The 19583-nt window shown below is 57.5% G+C and carries 13 protein-coding genes and 4 tRNA genes; 11 read left to right on the top strand and 6 right to left on the bottom strand.

The window, feature by feature from the left end:
• The 7 genes from rloB (at position 1) to U5A05_RS06410 (ending at position 9110) form a co-directional block, all read left to right on the top strand.
• Positions 1-1533, top strand: a complete 1533-nt coding sequence (gene rloB, locus U5A05_RS06440) for an osmotic stress tolerance membrane protein RloB (protein WP_261741302.1) — start codon at positions 1-3, stop codon at positions 1531-1533.
• Positions 1533-2516 carry an alpha-L-glutamate ligase-like protein gene (locus U5A05_RS06435; protein WP_261741301.1) on the top strand — a complete coding sequence of 328 codons (984 nt, stop codon included), beginning with the start codon at positions 1533-1535 and terminating at the stop codon, positions 2514-2516. Before rloB ends, U5A05_RS06435 begins: the two co-directional genes overlap by 1 nt.
• 152 nt (positions 2517-2668) lie before the next feature.
• The gene (gene pabB, locus U5A05_RS06430) at positions 2669-4012 is read left to right on the top strand and encodes an aminodeoxychorismate synthase component I (protein ID WP_321835962.1); all 1344 of its coding nucleotides are present in this window, start codon (positions 2669-2671) and stop codon (positions 4010-4012) included.
• A 68-nt stretch (positions 4013-4080) separates the two neighbouring features.
• A complete protein-coding gene (locus U5A05_RS06425) occupies positions 4081-4815 on the top strand; it encodes a phosphoadenylyl-sulfate reductase (protein WP_095030642.1) in 735 nt (244 codons plus the stop codon).
• Between the two features lie 267 nt (positions 4816-5082).
• Positions 5083-5601: a sigma-70 family RNA polymerase sigma factor gene (locus U5A05_RS06420; RefSeq protein ID WP_261741299.1), complete on the top strand. Its 519-nt coding sequence runs from the start codon at positions 5083-5085 to the stop codon at positions 5599-5601.
• Between the two features lie 7 nt (positions 5602-5608).
• Entirely contained in the window at positions 5609-6595 is a 987-nt protein-coding gene (locus U5A05_RS06415) for a FecR family protein (RefSeq protein WP_261741298.1), read from the top strand.
• A gap of 76 nt (positions 6596-6671) precedes the next feature.
• The gene (locus U5A05_RS06410) at positions 6672-9110 is read left to right on the top strand and encodes a TonB-dependent siderophore receptor (protein ID WP_321835961.1); all 2439 of its coding nucleotides are present in this window, start codon (positions 6672-6674) and stop codon (positions 9108-9110) included.
• 220 nt (positions 9111-9330) lie between these two features.
• On the opposite strand, the gene U5A05_RS06405 is transcribed toward U5A05_RS06410, so the two are convergent.
• From U5A05_RS06405 to U5A05_RS06390, 4 genes are all read right to left on the bottom strand, one after another.
• Positions 9331-9407: transfer RNA gene (locus U5A05_RS06405), tRNA-Asp, on the bottom strand.
• Between the two features lie 19 nt (positions 9408-9426).
• Positions 9427-9502 (bottom strand) — tRNA-Val (locus U5A05_RS06400).
• Between the two features lie 218 nt (positions 9503-9720).
• Positions 9721-9797 (bottom strand) — tRNA-Asp (locus tag U5A05_RS06395).
• A gap of 19 nt (positions 9798-9816) precedes the next feature.
• Positions 9817-9892 (bottom strand) — tRNA-Val (locus U5A05_RS06390).
• 160 nt (positions 9893-10052) lie between these two features.
• On the opposite strand from U5A05_RS06390, the gene rdgC reads away from it, so the two are divergent.
• The 3 genes from rdgC to sugE all read left to right on the top strand — a co-directional run bounded on the left by rdgC (position 10053) and on the right by sugE (position 12531).
• Complete coding sequence (gene rdgC, locus U5A05_RS06385; RefSeq protein WP_261741296.1) at positions 10053-10973, top strand: recombination-associated protein RdgC; 921 nt, start codon at positions 10053-10055, stop codon at positions 10971-10973.
• A gap of 159 nt (positions 10974-11132) precedes the next feature.
• Positions 11133-12098: a bile acid:sodium symporter family protein gene (locus U5A05_RS06380; RefSeq protein ID WP_261741295.1), complete on the top strand. Its 966-nt coding sequence runs from the start codon at positions 11133-11135 to the stop codon at positions 12096-12098.
• 118 nt (positions 12099-12216) lie between these two features.
• Positions 12217-12531: a quaternary ammonium compound efflux SMR transporter SugE gene (sugE, locus tag U5A05_RS06375; protein ID WP_261741294.1), complete on the top strand. Its 315-nt coding sequence runs from the start codon at positions 12217-12219 to the stop codon at positions 12529-12531.
• A 97-nt stretch (positions 12532-12628) separates the two neighbouring features.
• On the opposite strand, the gene U5A05_RS06370 is transcribed toward sugE, so the two are convergent.
• Together U5A05_RS06370 and U5A05_RS06365 are read right to left on the bottom strand one after the other, a co-directional pair.
• Positions 12629-14503 carry an MFS transporter gene (locus U5A05_RS06370; RefSeq protein ID WP_261742389.1) on the bottom strand — a complete coding sequence of 625 codons (1875 nt, stop codon included), beginning with the start codon at positions 14501-14503 and terminating at the stop codon, positions 12629-12631.
• 135 nt (positions 14504-14638) lie between these two features.
• Positions 14639-15790, bottom strand: a complete 1152-nt coding sequence (locus tag U5A05_RS06365; protein WP_261741293.1) for a TDT family transporter — start codon at positions 15788-15790, stop codon at positions 14639-14641.
• Positions 15791-16030: 240 nt separating this feature from the next.
• Here U5A05_RS06365 and U5A05_RS06360 point away from each other — a divergent pair, with 240 nt between their 5' ends.
• The gene (locus U5A05_RS06360) at positions 16031-19501 is read left to right on the top strand and encodes a hybrid sensor histidine kinase/response regulator (RefSeq protein WP_321835960.1); all 3471 of its coding nucleotides are present in this window, start codon (positions 16031-16033) and stop codon (positions 19499-19501) included.
• Positions 19502-19583: the final 82 nt, after the last annotated feature.

Below are 19583 nucleotides of genomic sequence, written 5' to 3'. Positions count from 1 at the left end.
ATGCGCGCGCTTACCCTTCACCTGAAAATCTTGATCACCATCCTTGTGGTGCTGGGCATATCGATTACGGCCTACCAGATTTTCGCCCTCGGCATTCCTGTGACCGAAGACGCCACGGACGACTTGTGGAATATCGACGCCAAAGTCGAATTCGTCGCCAGCTCCAAAGACCCGGTCAAGATCCAGATGTTCGTACCGCCGCTGAACCGCGACTACGTCAGTCTGAACGAGAGCTTTATTTCCAATAACTACGGAGTGAGCGTCAACCGGGTTGATGGCAACCGCAAAGTCACCTGGTCGGCCCGCCGAGTCAGTGGCAAGCAGACGCTCTACTACCGACTGGTGCTGACCAAGCGCTATTCGGGCGACAAGACCAAGGTCAAAGGCCCGGTTTTCCGTGACAGTATTGCCGTCGAAGGCCCGGAAAAAATCGCCGCCGAAGCCTTGCTGGCACCTATTCGCCAGCACTCGGCCGATGTCGAAACCTTTATCAGCGAGACCATCAAGCGCGTCAGCAACCCCAACGACGACAACGTGAAGCTGCTGCTGGCGGGCGATCCATCGACCGCACACAAGGCTCAGGTTATTGAACTGCTGTTGTCGATTGCCCACGTGCCCATGGAAAAAGTCCACACCATCCGCCTGGTGGCCGATCAGCCGCAAAATCCGGAGTTGTGGCTGCGCAGCTTTAACGGCAATGACTGGCTCTACTTCAACCCCGAGACCGGCGAGCAAGGCCTGCCCAATGACCGCCTGTTGTGGTGGATCGGCGATGAGCCAATGGTCACGGTCGATGGCGGTAAAAAACCCAACGTCACGTTCAGCCTGAACAACAGCGAAATGAACGCCATTCGCTTGGCCAAGCTGACGGACGAAAATACCGACGCCAACTTCCTTGAATACTCGCTGTACGGCTTGCCACTGCAGACCCAGCAAACCTTCATGATCATGGTGATGATCCCGATTGGCGTGCTGGTGATCCTGATCCTGCGCAACCTGATCGGCCTGCAGACCCTGGGTACCTTTACCCCGGTATTGATCGCCCTGGCCTTCCGCGAAACCCAGCTGGGCTTCGGCATCATCCTGTTTACGGTGATTACCGCGCTCGGACTGACGCTGCGTTCCTACCTGGAACACTTGAAGCTGCAAATGCTGCCGCGTCTGTCAGTCGTGTTGACGTTTGTGGTGATACTAATTGCAGCCATCAGCCTGTTCAGTCACAAGCTGGGCCTGGAGCGCGGACTCTCGGTGGCACTGTTCCCGATGGTGATTCTGACCATGACCATCGAGCGCCTGTCGATCACCTGGGAAGAGCGTGGTGGCGGGCATGCCATGAAAGTCGCGATCGGCACACTGTTCGCAGCTACTTTGGCGTACCTGGTCATGAGCATCCCGGAACTGGTGTACTTCGTGTTTACCTTCCCGGCGATCCTGCTGATCATGGTCGGCTTTATGCTGGCAATGGGTCGCTATCGCGGCTACCGCCTGACCGAGCTGGTGCGTTTCAAAGCGTTCTTGAAGGCTGACTCCTGATGTTTGGCTTCTGGAAGACCTGGAAGGCCCTCGAAGCCAGGGGCATCATGGGCATCAATAGGCGTAATGCGGACTACGTACTCAAGTACAACAAACGCAGCCTTTACCCGATTGTGGATGACAAAATCATCACCAAGGAACGCGCCATCAAGGCCGGTATTCACGTACCGGAAATGTATGGGGTGATTTCCACCGAGAAGGAAATCGACAAGCTCGATGAAATCATCGGCGGTCGCAGCGACTTCGTGATCAAGCCCGCACAAGGTGCTGGCGGTGATGGCATTCTTGTGATCGCGGATCGCTTCGAAGACCGTTTTCGCACGGTCTCGGGCAAGATCATCAGCCATGAAGAAATCGAACATCAGATCTCCAGCATCCTGACTGGCCTGTACTCCCTGGGTGGTCACCGTGATCGGGCGCTGATCGAATACCGGGTCACACCGGACCAGATCTTCAAAAGCATCAGCTACGAAGGTGTGCCGGATATCCGCATCATCGTATTGATGGGTTACCCGGTGATGGCCATGCTGCGCTTGCCGACCCGTCAGTCGGGCGGCAAGGCCAACCTGCACCAAGGCGCAATCGGAGTGGGTGTCGATCTGGCTACCGGCCTGACTCTGCGTGGCACCTGGCTGAACAACATCATCAGCAAACACCCGGACACCACCAACGCAGTAGACGGCGTGCAACTGCCCAACTGGGACGGTTTCATGAAGCTGGCGGCCGGTTGTTATGAGTTGTGCGGCCTGGGTTATATCGGTGTCGACATGGTGCTCGATCAGGATAAAGGCCCGCTGATTCTGGAGCTCAACGCCCGCCCGGGGCTGAATATCCAGATTGCCAACGACTGCGGCCTGACCCTGCGCACCCATGCGGTAGAAGCCCACATCGAAGAACTGGCGGCCAAAGGCATCAAGGAATCCCCTGAAGAGCGCGTGCGCTTTGCCCAGGAGTTGTTCGGGCATATTCACCAATCCGAATAATCGCGAAAACCGTAGCAGCTGCCGAACGCAGCCTCGTTCCTTCGGCAGCTGCTACAACGGTTTGTGGCGCTCTCTAGCTGCGATCCACATAGATTTGCAGTCCTGCACAGGACTACAATCAGCCCCCCGCTCCGATGGCTGATTTGCTTCGCATGTTGACCTGCTCCGTACACCCCCTGCCTTACCACGCCAACCCTGGCGCGTACTTTTCGGCGATTCGTCATGCGCCCGGTGCCGTGCTGCTCGACAGCGGCCGCCCCACTGCCGAGCGTGGCCGTTATGACCTGATGAGCGCATGGCCACTTCAGGAACTGCGGGTTCAGGCCGGAGAAACCGGTCGGGGGTTTCTACAGCGCCTGCGCGACAACCTGAAGCAACTGGGCCATGCCGTACTGCCCGCGCCGTATGAACTGCCTTTCGCTGGCGGCCTGATCGGCTATCTCAGTTACGACTTCGGCCGCCTGCTTGAGCACCTGCCAGCGCAGGCCAACAACGACCTGCAACTGCCCGAAGCGCAATTGGGCCTGCATGCCTGGGCGCTGATCAGTGACCATCATGCAGCTACCAGCCAGCTTGTATTTCACCCACGCCTCGAGACACAAGAGCGTGAGCGCCTGATCCAGTTGTTCAGCCACGCCTCACCCGCGTGCAATGCGCCTTTTAGGCTCAAGCAGCCCATGCAGCCGGATATCAGCGCCAGCCAGTACGAGCAGGCACTTGAGCAGATCCATCGTTATATCCAGGCGGGCGACTGTTATCAGGTCAATTACACCCAGCGTTTCAGCGCCCAGTGCCAGGGCGATGCATGGACTGCCTATTGCGCCTTGCGGGCAGCCTGCCCGACACCGTTTTCAGGCTTTATGAGCCTGACGGGCGACAACGCTATCCTCAGCCTGTCACCGGAACGCTTTGTGCGAGTCAGCCAGAATCAAGTCGAAACCCGGCCGATCAAAGGTACTCGCCCACGGGGCAAAGACAGCAGCGAAGATGCGGCCAACGCCGCCGAACTGCTGGCCAGCCCCAAGGACCGCGCGGAAAACCTGATGATCGTCGACTTGCTGCGCAATGATCTGGGGCGCACTTGCCGCACCGGCTCGGTGAGCGTGCCTGAACTGTTCAACCTCGAAAGCTACCCAAACGTGCATCATTTGGTGAGCAGCGTTATCGGCGAGCTGGCCGACGGCAAAGACGCACTGGATCTGATCGGCGACAGCTTCCCCGGCGGTTCGATCACCGGCGCTCCGAAAATCCGCGCCATGCAGATCATCGACGAGCTGGAGCCAACCCGGCGCAGTATTTACTGCGGCTCGCTGCTGTACCTGGACGTGCGTGGCGAAATGGACAGCTCCATCGCCATCCGCAGCCTGCTGGTCAAGGACGGACAGGTCAGTTGCTGGGGCGGCGGCGGCATTGTGGCCGACTCCGACTGGCAGGACGAGTACCAGGAATCGATCACCAAGGTGAAGGTGCTGCTCGATACGCTGCAAACCCTGTAGCCCGCGCTTTTTGCTAAGATCGCGTCACTAGAGAGCGCCAAGCGCCATTCACTGTAGGAAGCCGCCTGATGAGCCATCCGTTTGACGTCGCCGAACTCGCAGCGACATACGCCAGCAAGTCCCCGCAAGACATACTCAAACTCGCCTTTGAACACTTTGGCGACGAACTCTGGATCTCCTTCAGCGGCGCCGAAGACGTGGTGCTGGTGGACATGGCCTGGAAGCTCAACAAGAACGTCAAGGTGTTCAGCCTCGACACCGGCCGCCTGCACCCCGAGACCTACCGGTTTATCGAGCAAGTGCGCGAGCACTACAAGATCCAGATCGAACTGATCTCGCCCGATCAAAGCAAGCTTGAACCCTTCGTCAAGGAAAAGGGCCTGTTCAGCTTCTACAAGGATGGGCACGGCGAATGCTGTGGCGTGCGCAAGATCGAGCCGCTGCGCCGCAAATTGTCGACAGTCAAAGCCTGGGCCACCGGCCAGCGCCGCGATCAGAGCCCTGGCACCCGCAGCCAGGTGGCCGCGCTGGAAATCGACGGCGCGTTCTCGACACCCGAGCGCACGCTGTACAAATTCAACCCATTGGCACAGATGACCAGCGAAGAAGTCTGGGGCTATATCCGCATGCTGGAGCTGCCCTACAACAGCCTGCATGAGCGCGGTTTTATCAGCATCGGCTGCGAGCCATGCACCCGCCCGGTACTGCCCAACCAGCACGAACGCGAAGGCCGCTGGTGGTGGGAAGAAGCCACGCAAAAAGAATGCGGGCTGCATGCCGGCAACTTGATCGCGAAAAACTAGACAACCCTGTAGGCACGCAGATCCTCGTAGCAGCTGCCGAAGGAACGAGGTTGCGTTCGGCGGCGCAGCCGTCGTGAAATCAGGCTCTGCGGTGTGTCATTTAGAACCAGCACCCAAGTATTACGACGGCTGCGCCGCCGAACGCAGCCTCGTTCCTTCGGCAGCTGCTACTGAGTTCTTTGTTCCTGCCCATCGCTCAACTTGCGTTTACCCACGACTTTCGTTAAGAATTGGTAATTATTCTCAATAACGTTTAGGCAATGTCCTATGTCTTCGGGTGAACCGCCCTACCAGGCCGCCATTACAGAACTGTACTGCGAGCATCATGGCTGGCTGTTTGGCTGGCTGCGTAGAAAGCTCGGTTGCGCTCAGAATGCCGCCGATCTGGCACAGGACACCTTCACCCGAATCCTCAATGCCCGCGAGTCTGTGGCGACACTGCGTGAACCCCGAGCCTTTCTGAGCACTACAGCACGCCGACTGATCATTGATCAGGTGCGCCGTAAACAAATAGAAAACGCCTACCTGCAAGAGCTTGCCCTAACCGCTGAAGCACTCGAGGGTTTTCAATCACCCGAGCAGATTCTCACGACACTGGAAGCTCTGGAACAGATCGCATTTATTCTGGAGGGCATGCAGGACAAAGCGCGCCAGGCTTTTGTGCTGTATTACCTGGACGGCCTGACCCAAAGCGAGATTGCCCGACAACTGGAATTGTCTGACCGCACGGTGCGCAAGTATTTGATCCAGGCCTTGCTGCATTGCAGCCATAGCCTGGACACCTGATCCAGCCATGTCCGAGCAGCGCCAAAGTATTGATGAACAAGCCGCCGAATGGATTCTTCGTCTGCACGAAGAAGACTTCAGCGATGCGTTGCGCGCGCAATTCGAGTGCTGGAAACAACAAAACCCACAGCACGCAGCGGCGGCCCTGCGCATGCAGGAAGTGATCAACCGCCTGCAGTCATTGCGTGAGCAATCGGCCCCGGCCAAAGCGGCTCTGAACGCAGCATTCAACGGGCGAAAACCAGCAACCCAACGCAAACAGATCCTGCGCGCGCTGTTGATTGCCGGTTGCCTGGCAGTGCCGATCACGCTGGTCATGAAAAGCCATTATCCAGAGCAGTGGATGGCCGATATCAGTACCGGCCCCACTGACTGGAAGACCCAGCGCCTGGCTGACAATTCAACCATTACCCTGAGCGGCACCACCGCGCTCAACGTCCATTTTGACGGCCAGGAGCGGCGTATCGAATTGCTCCAGGGTGAAGTACTGGTCGACGTCGCCCATGACAATTCCCGCCCCTTTTTCGTACAGACCGCCCAAGGCAGCATGCGCGCCCTGGGCACCCGCTTCGTGGTCAAACGCCAGGGCGATACCACGGTGCTAAGCATGTTGCAGTCTCGGGTCGCGGCGCAAAGTGCAAACGAGCAACAAACCCTGGAAGTGGGAGCCGGTTCACAGGCCCTGATTCGCAGCGACTCGGTCGAACTCGGTGGGGCTATCTCCCCGGCCAGCATCAATCAAGCCTGGGAGCGCCATCAATTGGTGGTTGAAAATCAGCCCCTGCCCCAGGTTCTCGATGAAATCTCCCGTCATCGACGCGGCCATCTGCAGTTTGATCGCAAATCCCTGGCCGACCTGCGCATCTCGGCCGTACTGCCTCTGGACGATACCGACCGGGCGCTGCAACTGATCGCCGAAACCCTCCCCCTGCAGATCAAAACCTATACCCCGTGGCTGATTGTGATCAGCCAACTGCAACCGCCTAAAAAATAATAATTCCCATTCGTTCCGCTTTTCTCGAGTCAGCCGTCAAGTTAGATACATCGACTCATAAAGGACTGCGCCTTTCATGCTGACTTCCTACACATCTCGAGGACGCTTCAGGCCTCGTACCTGCACGCCGCTAGCCCTGGCCATTCACTTGGTTGTTGCTTCGACAACTGGACTGGTATGCGCTTCGACTGCTCAGGCGCAATCGGCGTCTGTGCAACGCTACGACATTCCCGCAGGCCCGTTGAGCAGCGCCCTTAATCGCTTTGCGCAACAGGCCGGTGTGGCGATTATTTTTCAGTCGAGCGACCTGGAAGGCCAGTCGACACCCGGTTTGCAGGGCGCCTATAACGAACAGAGCGGATTCGAGGCATTGCTGCGCGGTAGCGGTTATACCGCAGTCAAAAGTGCCAATGGCTACATGCTCAACGCCCTGCCCGCATTCGGCGGTGCCCTGGAATTGGGCGCCACACAAGTCAGCGCCAACCAACTCGGGACTATTACCGAAGGCAGCGGCTCCTACACCCCCGGCTCCATCGCAACCGCAACCCGCATGGTGCTGACGCCCAGAGAAACACCGCAGTCGATTTCCGTAGTGACGCGCCAGGCGATGGACGATTTCGGCCTCAACTCAATTGATGACGTGATGCGTCACACCCCTGGCATCACTGTGGCCACCTACGACAGTGATCGCACCAGCTATTATTCCCGTGGTTTTGCGATCAAGAACTTTCAGTACGACGGCATCCCGATCCTGCAAGACCCACAATATTCTGCCGGGCACACCCTGACCGACACCGCGATCTATGACCGGGTCGAGATTCTCAAGGGTGCAACCGGCCTGCTCACCGGTGCGGGCGGTCCGGGCGGCACGATCAATATGGTGCGTAAAAAACCCACTCGCGAATTCAAGGCCCATATCGATGTGGGCGCAGGTTCATGGGACAACTACCGTTCCGAGATCGATGTCAGCGGGCCATTAACCGAAAGCGGCAATGTGCGAGGCCGGGCCGTAGCGGCCTATCAGGACAAGCACTCGTTCATGGACCACTACAAGCGCGACAGCGAGGTCTACTACGGCATTCTTGAAGTGGACTTGACTCCTGACACCCTGCTGACCCTTGGCGCCGACTATCAGGACAATAACCCTACAGGCTCAAGCTGGTCGGGCAGCGCTTCGCTGTTCAACTCCAAAGGTGACCGAATCAGCACTCCACGCTCGTTTAACAACGGCGCGAAATGGAGCAGTTGGAAGCAGTACACCCGCACGGTGTTCTCGACCCTGGAACACAACTTTGACAATGGCTGGGTAGTCAAAGGCCAATACAACCACCAGATCAACGGCTATAACGCCCCTCTCGGCGCGCTGCTCGACCCGGATGCGACCACCGGCCTGGCAAAAATGCTGGCCCGCAAGTACACCGGCGAATATGTCAGCGACAGCGGTGACCTGTTTGCCACCGGCCCGTTCAGCCTGCTGGGGCGCGAGCATGAGTTGGTCATTGGCGGTTCGGTCTCCAAGTCACACTGGACCGGCAAGGACTACACCAACGCCAATATGGTCAACAACGCCTATGACTACTACAACTGGAAAGGCGACAGCCTTGAGCCCGACTGGGGCAATGTCACTTCGTACAATGATGAGACGACTCGTCAGACCGGTACATACGTGACCGGCCGCTTCAGCCTGACCGACGACCTGAAGCTGATGCTCGGCACCCGAGTGGCCAACTACACCCTGACCGGCACCAGCCACGCCAAAGACACGGGCAAAGTGCTGCCTTATGCCGCCCTGATCTACGACATCAACGACAATATTTCTGCCTACACCAGCTATACCGAGATTTTCCTGCCGCAGTCGTACTATCGCGACCGCGACAACAAGATGCTTGAGCCCGATGAAGGCACCAACTATGAGCTGGGCCTAAAAGGCGAGTTCTTTGACGGACGTCTGAATTCAAGCCTGGCGTACTTCGAAGTGCATCAAGACAACCGCCCTGAAGCAGACACAGCCTACAACGGCAACCCGACCAATCCGGACATTGACTACGCCTACAAAGGCATCAAGGCCACGACCAAAGGTTACGAAGCAGAAATTTCTGGCGAGCTGATGCCCGGCTGGCAATTGCAGGCGGGCTATACACACAAGATCAGCCGTGATCAGGGCGGTAAAAAGGTCTCGACCTGGGAACCTGAAGACCAGATCAACCTGTACACCCGCTACAAGCTGACCGGTGATCTCGACAAACTGACCCTGGGCGGCGGCGTTCGCTGGCAGGGCACGGGCTGGCAGATGCTGAGCAACTGGAACAAAGGCGGCACCGTGGAGAAGTTCTCCCAGGACCCGTACTGGCTGGTTGATCTGATGGCGCGTTATCAGATCTCGAAAAACCTGTCGGCCACCGTCAACCTGAACAATGTGTTCGACAAGGCGTATTACACCAACATCGGTTTCTACAACTCGTCGTACTACGGTGATCCGCGCAACGTAATGGTCAGCACGCGCTGGGATTTCTAAGAAAACCTCTGCAGCAGCAGCTTGAGATACCTAAATAGTGGGAGCGAGCCTGCTCGCGAAGTTCAGTTCGCGAGCAGGCTCGCTCCCACAGGAGGCTTGATCTGAAACAGAGTATCTACAGGTTTTTGGATAACCGACAAAACACACGCGCACAAAAAAGCCTGCACTAGGCAGGCTTCTTTGCGTATCACAAGCGTTCAAGGGGCTTGTGACTCTAATATGGCGCAGCGGACGGGACTCGAACCCGCGACCCCCGGCGTGACAGGCCGGTATTCTAACCGACTGAACTACCGCTGCGCGTAACACTGAAAGCAAGTGGTGGGTGATGACGGGATCGAACCGCCGACCCTCTGCTTGTAAGGCAGATGCTCTCCCAGCTGAGCTAATCACCCTTTACTTCACTCTCGTTGCGGGGCGCATTCTCTCACACTTTTCGTGTAAGTGGTTGTTTTTATTTAAGTTTTTTTCAAAACCCTTAAAAACTACCGTTTCCAACGCCCTGCATCTTTGATTTCGTAGCGAACTACAAAATCGAAGCCTTTCAGGAAAAACCTGCATTCAGCTGGTTTAACCTAACCACAAGCGTTCAAGGGGCTTGTGGTACAAAAAATGGCGCAGCGGACGGGACTCGAACCCGCGACCCCCGGCGTGACAGGCCGGTATTCTAACCGACTGAACTACCGCTGCGCGTAACACTGTGAGCGAATGGTGGGTGATGACGGGATCGAACCGCCGACCCTCTGCTTGTAAGGCAGATGCTCTCCCAGCTGAGCTAATCACCCTTTCACTCTCGGTGTGGCGCGCATTCTACGTAGCGACCTATAGTCTGGCAAGCACTTTTTAAAATAATTTTTCTAACGGTGACAAAGGCTTAGCGCAGGGTTGGCCTATTAAGCTGATCAAGCGAATAATGCGTCTTTGTATATAGGAGTGATTCACCCCATGTGGTTCAAAAACCTGCTTATCTATCGCCTGACCCAAGATCTGCCTTTTGATACACAGGTGCTGGAAACTGCACTGGCCACCAAACTGGCACGCCCGTGTTCAAGCCAGGAAGTAGCCACCTACGGTTTCGTTGCCCCGTTCGGCAAAGGCGAAGACGCGCCGCTGGTTCACGTCAGCCAGGACTTCCTGCTGATCGCTGCCCGCAAAGAAGAACGCATCCTGCCAAGCAGCGTTGTGCGTGATGCATTAAAGGAAAAGGTCGAAGAGATCGAAGCCGAACAGATGCGCAAGGTCTACAAGAAGGAGCGCGATCAGCTCAAGGATGAAATCATCCAGGCCTTCCTGCCACGCGCCTTCATTCGTCGCTCGGCGACCTTTGCCGCCATCGCGCCTAAACAGGGCCTGATTCTGGTCAATGCTTCCAGCCCGAAACGTGCCGAAGACTTGCTCTCCACCCTGCGTGAAGTGATCGGCTCGCTGCCGGTTCGCCCGCTCGCGGTCAAAATCGCGCCAAGCGCCGTCATGACCGAGTGGGTCAAAACCCAAAAAGCGGCAGACAACTTCTTCGTTCTCGACGAATGCGAGCTGCGCGACACCCACGAAGACGGCGGCATCATCCGTTGCAAGCGTCAGGACCTGACCAGTGACGAAATCCAGCTGCACTTGAGCACTGGCAAAGTAGTTACTCAACTGTCGTTGGCCTGGCAGGACAAACTGTCGTTCGTTCTGGACGACAAACTGGTGGTCAAACGCCTGAAGTTCGAAGACTTGCTGCAAGACCAGGCAGAACAGGACGGCGGTGACGACGACCTGGGCCAGCAGGACGCCAGCTTTACTCTGATGATGCTGACCTTCGGCGAATTCTTGCCACAGCTGTTTGAAGCACTGGGCGGCGAAGAGATTCCGCAGGGGATCTAAAAGCCCCATCCATGTAGCCGCTGCCGCAGGCTGCGACAAGGGCCGCAGGACCTTCGCCTCCTATATAGAGAGCAGAGGATGCTGCGCAACCCGGCGCAGCCTGCGGCAGCGGCTACAGGTTCCATGCCAGGACTTACCATAATCATAAAAAGGAACACCATGCGCGCACTCGCTGCTTTAAGCCGCTTTGTCGGTAATACCTTTGCTTACTGGGTGCTGATCTTCGCCGTACTGGCGTTTCTTGAACCCGGCTGGTTCGTCGGCCTTAAAGGCTTCATCGTGCCGCTGCTGGGCCTGGTGATGTTCGGCATGGGACTGACCCTAAAACTCGAAGACTTCGCCGAAGTCGCTCGCCATCCCTGGCGCGTGGCATTGGGCGTGGTTGCTCATTTCGTGATCATGCCCGGCGTGGCCTGGTTACTCTGCCAAGTATTCCACCTGCCACCCGAAATCGCCGTTGGCGTGATTCTGGTCGGCTGCTGCCCAAGCGGCACCTCATCCAATGTCATGACCTGGCTGGCACGGGGCGACCTTGCGCTGTCTGTGGCGATTGCCGCCGTGACCACCCTCCTCGCCCCCTTGTTGACCCCGGCGCTGATCTGGCTGCTGGCTTCAGCCTGGCTGCCGGTTTCGTTCATGGAGCTGTTCTGGTCGATCCTGCAAGTAGTGCTGCTGCCGATTGTGCTCGGCGTACTGGCCCAGCGCCTGCTTGGCGCACGCGTGCGCTTTGCCGTCGACGTGCTGCCGTTGGTATCGGTGGTCAGCATCGTGATCATCGTCGCCGCAGTGGTCGCGGCCAGCCAGGCACAAATTGCCAAGTCCGGCTTGCTGATCATGGCCGTGGTGATGTTGCACAACAGCTTCGGCTATTTGCTCGGCTACTTTACAGGTCGTCTGTTCAAGCTGCCGCTGGCCCAACGCAAATCCTTGGCACTGGAAGTCGGCATGCAGAATTCAGGGCTGGGCGCGGCATTGGCCAGCGCACACTTCTCGCCTCTGGCAGCCGTACCCAGTGCGCTGTTCAGCGTGTGGCACAACATCTCGGGGGCGCTGCTGTCGACGTATTTCCGCCGTATGAGCGAGAAAGAAGATCGCATGGCGGCAGCAAAATCCGAACTAGAGTGAACACACAGGGTTGCCCTTTTAACGAATAATGTGCACTATACTGCGCATCACGAGGACGACCTCGTGACTCAGTTGAGCGATTATTCGGGGACGACCCCATCAATTGATGGATATATTTATGCCCTGGATCATCCTGTTTTTCGCTGGCCTGTTTGAAGTTGGCTGGGCCGTCGGCCTGAAATACACCGAAGGCTTCACCCGTCCGCTGCCAACAACCCTGACCATCGGCGCGATGGTTATTAGCCTGGGCTTACTGGGTCTGGCCATGAAAGATCTGCCGCTGGGCACTGCCTACGCAATCTGGACTGGTGTCGGCGCGGTGGGTACGGTAATCGCCGGGATCATCCTGTTTGGTGAATCGATGGCGCTGTTCCGACTGGCCAGCGTTGCACTGATCATTGCCGGCTTGGTTGGCCTTAAAATCAGCGCATAACACCAACAACTGTGGGAGCGAGCCTGCTCGCGATTGGATCGACGTAGTTAACAACTGATCCCATCGCGAGCTGGCTCGCTCCCACATTGCGTTTTATTTACCGATTAGAGCCGCGCAACGCCATCACCCGCTCACGCAATACCTTTTGCGTAGCATCCCCGGCCGCTATCGGCACACCCGCAACCAGCGTTACCCGCGACCATAGTCGATGAAAAAAGCCCTTGTTCGGGTCACGACTAAAGAAGCTGCCCCACAACCCTTGCAATGCCATCGGAATCACCGGCACCGGCGTGCGCTCCAGAATGCGCGTCACACCCGCCTTGAACTCATCGATCTGCCCATCTGTGGTGAGCTTGCCTTCAGGGAAGATGCACACCAACTCGCCATCGTTCAGATACTTGGCAATCTGGTCGAACGCCCGTTCGTAGATCACCTCGTCTTCGCCGCGCCCGGCAATCGGAATAGTACCCGCCGTGCGGAAGATAAAATTGAGCACCGGCAGGTTGTAGATTTTGTAATACATCACAAAACGAATCGGACGACGCACCGCGCCGCCTATCAATAGCGCGTCAACAAACGATACGTGGTTACACACCAATAACGCCGCGCCTTCATCCGGGATCAGTTCCAGGTTCTTGTGCTGCACGCGGTACATGGAATGACTGAGCAGCCAGATCATAAAACGCATGCTGAACTCAGGGACGATTTTGAAGATGTAAGTGTTGACCGCGATATTCATCAACGACACTACGAGAAACAACTCGGGAATCGTCAGCTTGGCCACACTTAGCAGCAGGATGGTGATAAGCGCCGACACCACCATAAACAGCGCATTAAGAATGTTGTTGGCTGCAATGACCCGCGCCCGCTCGCTTGGCGCTGTGCGCGACTGAATCAGTGCGTACAGCGGCACAATATAGAAGCCGCCAAATACGCCAAGCCCGAGAATATCGAACAACACCCACCAGGCCTGACTGAATCCCAACACGCTCAGCCAGTCGTTGGGCTGGATGTTTTGCGGCATCGACCCCGAATGCCACCACAGCAGCAGGCCAAATACGGTCAGGCCAAACGAGCCAAATGGCACCAGGCCAATCTCGACCTTGCGCCCCGAGAGTTTCTCGCACAGCAGTGAGCCCAGCGCGATACCCACCGAGAACACGGTGAGAATCAGCGTCACCACGGTTTCGTCGCCATACAGCCACTCTTTGGCGTACGCCGGGATCTGCGTCAGATAAATCGCACCGACAAACCAGAACCACGAGTTGCCCACCACAGAGCGCGACACGGCAGGCGTCTGATTCAACCCCATACGCAAAGTAGCCCAGGACTCGCTGAAAATATTCCAGTTCAGCCGCAGCTGCGGTGTGTCAGCCGGTGCGCCGGGAATGGCGCGGCTGGCCAGATAACCCAGTACTGCCACTGAGATGATCACTACCGAGACAATTACTGTGTAATTGCCGGACGAGAGCATGATTCCCGCACCAATGGTGCCCGCCAGAATCGAGAGAAAGGTGCCCATTTCTACAAGACCATTGCCCCCGACCAGTTCGTCCTGATGCAAAGTTTGCGGCAGGATCGAGTACTTCACCGGCCCGAACAGGGCGGAATGAGTACCCATGGCAAACAGCGCAACCAGCATCAACGCCAGGTGATCAAAGGCAAACCCTATGGCTGCGACGATCATGATTGCGATTTCGCCGAGCTTGATCAGACGAATCAGGCGGTCCTTGGGGTATTTTTCACCAAACTGCCCCGCCAGCGCCGAGAACAAAAAGAACGGCACAATAAACAGCAGCGCACAGAGGTTGACCCAAATCCCACGGTCACCCTCTATGTTCAACTTAAAAAGGATGGCCAGAATCAGCGACTGTTTGAACAGGTTGTCATTGAGAGCACCCAGGGACTGGGTCACGAAGAAAGGCAGGAAGCGGCGCTTGCTTAGCAAACTGAATTGCGAGGGGTGACTCATCATCCATGTACTCACGTTGCGCTGATGGGCTTTCTCTTTGGAGGGCCGTTGTAACACTCAGGACACAACCTTGCTCGGGTTCTGTGTGCGATCACGGCCTATTAGCCGATTTCACACAGAACCCGAGCACACGTCTTACTTCTTCAAACCTGCAATACACGGCGATACAAACAGCTCACCGCGATAAGCGCCTTGCACGGTACGGGTGCCAACCAGCAGCCACATCAGCACCAGCGCCGCCACCAGCACACAACCGGCCACATCAAAGAAGCTCAGGTGCAGCATGCTGCCCAGACGCAAGGTGGCCAATGAGTACACCCCCAGCGGAAAGGTAAAGCCCCACCAGCCGAGATTGAATGGAATGCCTGCGCGGAAGTAGCGAACCGTGATTAACACCGCCATCACAATCCACCACAGGCCAACCCCCCACAAAATGATCCCGGAGATCAGCCCCAGACCTTCGGCAATTTCACCGATCCGCGCCAGGCCATTGGCAGCGAAGATCGCCGGAGCATCGGCCCCCAGCAACAGCAGGCCCAAGGCACCGGTGCCGATAGGTCCAAGCGCCAGCCAGCTGGACGCGGCCATGCTCTCGTGGGGCAATTTATGCAGCGCCATGCGCAGGATTAAAATGGTCAGGATACTGAACGCCACCGGCACCGAAAACGCCCACATCACGTAGCTGGTAATCAACACATGGAACTGCGCGACGGTATCGCTCAGGTAGGGCGCCAATAGCCCGCCACTGGCCGCCGCGACTTCTGCTGCTACCACCGGCAACAGCCAGACTGCAGTCATCTGATCGATACTGTGATCCTGACGGGTGAACATCAGATAGGGAATAAGCACCCCGCAGCCCAACGCCATGGCCACATCAATCCACCACAGCACCTCGGCCACCTGCACCATGTCGCCCCCCCAACGCGGCACACCGAATACCAGAAAACCATTAATGATGGTCGCCAGGCCCATGGGGATGGTGCCAAAGAACATCGACACCGTGGAGTGCCCGAAAATCCGCCGTGCCTCATGGAAATACAGGACCCAGCGTGCGCCATACAACACGCTGAACAGAATGAACAAACCGATATTAAACAGCCACAACCCCTCGGCAAAGGTATGCAAGCCGGGGATATGCACCGGTAATTGAGCCAGCGCCAACGCCAAAACCCCCGTGCCCATGGTCGCGGCAAACCAGTTCGGGGTGAACTGGCGAATCACTTCACGCGGGTGCTGCAAATGACTGAATGGCCGAAATCCGGCTTGGGTTTTGTTTGGGCAAGTCATGGGTTACTCCTGATCCTCATTTGAGGTGGGCTTAGAGTAGAACCAAATCGAATATCTATATAACGGGTAATATCTCTAACTGTTATCTATTACGCCTATATATGATCATTGCGCACCACTTCAAATCCTGCGACACCTGGCCACGCATCGACCATGGTCGACACTGACGCGCCCCGAACATCATGCGAGACTAGCCTGCTGCTGCGGGCTTGCAGCCGCCTTATACCTTCAGGAGTGTCCATGTCGTTGTCCAGCGGGCTGATCGCCGCCGTCGCCCTGGCCTATATGGCCATCATGTTCGCCATTGCCTTTTATGGTGACCGGCGCAGCAAACCGCTGCCGCCGCGGGTTCGCGCGTGGGTGTACAGCCTGTCCCTGGCGGTGTACTGCACCAGTTGGACGTTCTTCGGCGCCGTCGGTCAGGCTGCCGAACAATTATGGGCGTTTTTACCAATTTACCTGGGGCCGGTACTGCTACTGGTATGCGCGCCGTGGGTGCTGCAAAAGATGGTGATGATCAGCAAGCAGGAAAACATCACTTCGATTGCCGACTTTATCGCCGCCCGCTACGGTAAATCGCAGTCACTGGCCATTGTGGTGGCGCTGATCTGCCTGGTTGGCGTGTTGCCTTATATTGCCCTGCAACTCAAGGGCATTGTGCTCGGGGTTAACCTGCTGATCGGGGCAGGCGCAGACGCCACCGGTTCCCGGGTCGAGGACACGGCACTGATTGTGACGTTGATCCTGGCGCTGTTTACCATCCTGTTTGGTACACGCAACCTCGATGCCACCGAGCACCACCGGGGTATGGTACTGGCGATTGCCTTTGAATCCTTGGTCAAACTGTTCGCCTTTCTCGCTGTCGGCGCATTTGTGACCTATGGCCTGTACGACGGGTTCGACGATCTGTTCAGTCAGGCCATGCTCGCACCGCGACTTGAAGAGTATTGGAAAGAGACCGTCAATTGGCCTTCGATGGTGGTCCAGACCGGCGTCGCGATGATGGCAATTATCTGCCTGCCCCGTCAGTTCCACGTCACGGTGGTTGAAAACATCGAGCCGCAAGACCTGCAACTGGCCAAATGGGTGTTCCCGGCCTACCTGATCCTGGCGGGAATGTTCGTGGTGCCGATTGCACTGGCCGGGCAAATGCTGCTGCCCAGCTCGGTATTGCCCGACTCGTTTGTGATCAGCCTGCCGCTGGCGCAGGCTCACCCGGCATTGGCACTACTGGCGTTTATTGGCGGCGCGTCGGCGGCCACCGGCATGGTGATCGTGGCCAGTGTTGCGTTGTCGACCATGGTTTCCAACGACATGCTGCTGCCGTGGCTGCTGCGGCACAAAAACGCCGAGCGCCCGTTTGAAGTGTTTCGCCACTGGATGCTCTCGGTACGTCGCGTATCGATTGTGGTGATTCTGCTTCTGGCCTATGTCAGCTACCGCCTGCTGGGCTCCACCGCCAGCCTCGCCACCATCGGCCAGATCGCCTTCGCTGCCGTCACTCAACTGGCCCCGGCCATGCTCGGCGCCCTGTACTGGAAGCAGGCCAACCGCCGCGGGGTATTTGCCGGGCTGGCGACAGGCACCTTTATCTGGTTTTACACCCTGGTACTGCCGATCATCGCTCACAGCTTTGGCTGGCACCTGAGCCACTTCCCGGGGTTGGCGTGGCTGCACAGCAATCCACTGGGGCTGTCGATCACCCCACTGACTCAAGGCGTGGTGCTGTCGCTGACTGGTAACTTCACCCTGTTTGCCTGGGTCTCGGTGCTGTCGCGCACCCGCGTGTCGGAGCATTGGCAGGCCGGGCGCTTCATCGGCCAGGAACTGAGCAGCCACCCCAGCGGTCGTTCCATGCTCTCGGTACAAGTCAACGATCTGCTGGCCCTCGCGGCACGTTTTGTCGGTGAAGAACGCGCTCACCAGAGCTTTATTCGCTTCGCCTACCGCCAGGGCAAAGGCTTTAACCCTAATCAGAACGCCAATGGCGAGTGGATCGCTCACACTGAACGGCTACTGGCCGGGGTACTCGGTGCTTCTTCTACCCGGGCAGTGGTAAAAGCGGCCATTGAAGGCCGGGAAATGCAATTAGAGGACGTAGTACGCATTGCGGATGAAGCCTCGGAAGTATTGCAGTTCAACCGCGCATTACTTCAGGGCGCGATTGAAAACATCACCCAAGGGATTAGCGTGGTCGACCAGTCACTCAAACTGGTGGCCTGGAATCGCCGCTATCTGGAGCTGTTCAACTATCCCGACGGGCTGATCAGCGTAGGACGCCCGATTGCCGACATCATTCGTCACAATGCCGAACGCGGCCTATGCGGCCCCGGCGAAGCCGAAGTGCATGTGGCCCGCCGACTGCACTGGATGCGCCAGGGCCGGGCGCACACCTCCGAACGCCTGTTCCCCAATGGTCGCGTGATCGAGCTGATTGGCAATCCCATGCCGGGCGGTGGTTTCGTCATGAGTTTCACCGACATTACTGCGTTCCGTGAGGCCGAACAGGCCCTGACGGAAGCCAACGAAGGGCTGGAGCAAAGAGTCGCCGAGCGTACGTTCGAACTGTCGCAGCTGAACCAGGCATTGACCGAAGCCAAAGGTGTGGCTGAAACAGCCAGCCAGTCGAAAACCCGTTTTTTGGCCGCGGTCAGTCACGACCTGATGCAGCCGATGAACGCGGCACGACTGTTCTCGGCCGCCCTCTCCCACCAGGAAGAAGGCTTGAGTGCGGAAGCCCAGAAGCTGGTGCGGCATCTGGACAGCTCCTTGCGCTCCGCTGAAGACCTGATCAGCGACCTGCTGGATATTTCACGCCTGGAAAACGGCAAAATAACTCCCGACATCAAACCTTTCGCCATTAACGATCTGTTCGACACCTTGGGCAATGAATTCACCGCACAAGCACAGGAACAGGGACTGAACTTCAGGGTTCGCGGTAGCCGTGTGCGGGTTAACAGTGATATCAAATTACTGCGCCGGATCTTGCAGAACTTCCTGACCAATGCCTTTCGCTACGCCAAGGGCCCGGTATTGCTGGGTGTACGTCGACGCGGCGGCGAATTGTGCCTTGAGGTCTGGGACCGCGGCCCAGGCATTCCGGAAGACAAACTGCAGGTCATTTTCGAAGAGTTCAAACGTCTCGATAGCCACCAGACCCGTGCCGAAAAAGGCCTGGGCCTGGGCCTGGCGATTGCCGACGGCTTGTGTCACGTACTCGGACATACCCTGCGGGTGCGCTCATGGCCCGGTTTTGGCAGCGTGTTCAGCGTCAGCGTGCCGATGGCCAAGAGCCAGGCCGCACCGCAACCAGTCGTTGCCGAACAGAACGGTCAACCCCTGACTGGCGCTCAGGTGCTGTGTGTCGATAACGAAGACAGCATCCTGATCGGCATGCAGAGCCTGCTGACACGCTGGGGCTGCCGTGTATGGACCGCCCGCAACCGTGAGGAGTGCGCGGTATTGCTCAATGAAGGCGTGCGCCCGCAACTGGTACTGGTTGACTACCACCTGGATGACGGCGAAGTCGGGACCGAATTGATGGGCTGGTTGCGTACACAGCTGGGCGAACCGGTGCCGGGCGTGGTGATCAGCGCCGATGGCCGACCGGAAATGATTGCCGAGGTGCACGCGGCCGGGCTGGAGTATCTGCCCAAGCCGGTCAAGCCTGCGGTTCTACGAGCGCTGCTGAGCAGGCATGTGCCGCTCTGAATTGAAAGGGTGTAGCCGCTGCCGCAGGCTGCGACAAGGACCGCAGAGCCTTCGAAATTCCAGGGCTGCTACGTAACCCTTC

It is taken from the genome of Pseudomonas kulmbachensis, from assembly GCF_963681935.1.
GTDB classification, from domain to species: domain Bacteria; phylum Pseudomonadota; class Gammaproteobacteria; order Pseudomonadales; family Pseudomonadaceae; genus Aquipseudomonas; species Aquipseudomonas kulmbachensis.
Note: the sequence above shows the minus strand (reverse complement) of the source record. Positions and strands in the feature narration are given on the sequence as shown.

Coding starts and splice junctions, on each gene's coding strand:
- rloB (WP_261741302.1), top strand. CDS start 1: ATGCGCGCGCTTACCCTTCACCTGAAAATCTTGATCACCATCCTTGTG.
- U5A05_RS06435 (WP_261741301.1), top strand. CDS start 1,533: ATGTTTGGCTTCTGGAAGACCTGGAAGGCCCTCGAAGCCAGGGGCATC.
- pabB (WP_321835962.1), top strand. CDS start 2,669: ATGTTGACCTGCTCCGTACACCCCCTGCCTTACCACGCCAACCCTGGC.
- U5A05_RS06425 (WP_095030642.1), top strand. CDS start 4,081: ATGAGCCATCCGTTTGACGTCGCCGAACTCGCAGCGACATACGCCAGC.
- U5A05_RS06420 (WP_261741299.1), top strand. CDS start 5,083: ATGTCTTCGGGTGAACCGCCCTACCAGGCCGCCATTACAGAACTGTAC.
- U5A05_RS06415 (WP_261741298.1), top strand. CDS start 5,609: ATGTCCGAGCAGCGCCAAAGTATTGATGAACAAGCCGCCGAATGGATT.
- U5A05_RS06410 (WP_321835961.1), top strand. CDS start 6,672: ATGCTGACTTCCTACACATCTCGAGGACGCTTCAGGCCTCGTACCTGC.
- rdgC (WP_261741296.1), top strand. CDS start 10,053: ATGTGGTTCAAAAACCTGCTTATCTATCGCCTGACCCAAGATCTGCCT.
- U5A05_RS06380 (WP_261741295.1), top strand. CDS start 11,133: ATGCGCGCACTCGCTGCTTTAAGCCGCTTTGTCGGTAATACCTTTGCT.
- sugE (WP_261741294.1), top strand. CDS start 12,217: ATGCCCTGGATCATCCTGTTTTTCGCTGGCCTGTTTGAAGTTGGCTGG.
- U5A05_RS06370 (WP_261742389.1), bottom strand. CDS start 14,503: ATGAGTCACCCCTCGCAATTCAGTTTGCTAAGCAAGCGCCGCTTCCTG.
- U5A05_RS06365 (WP_261741293.1), bottom strand. CDS start 15,790: ATGACTTGCCCAAACAAAACCCAAGCCGGATTTCGGCCATTCAGTCAT.
- U5A05_RS06360 (WP_321835960.1), top strand. CDS start 16,031: ATGTCGTTGTCCAGCGGGCTGATCGCCGCCGTCGCCCTGGCCTATATG.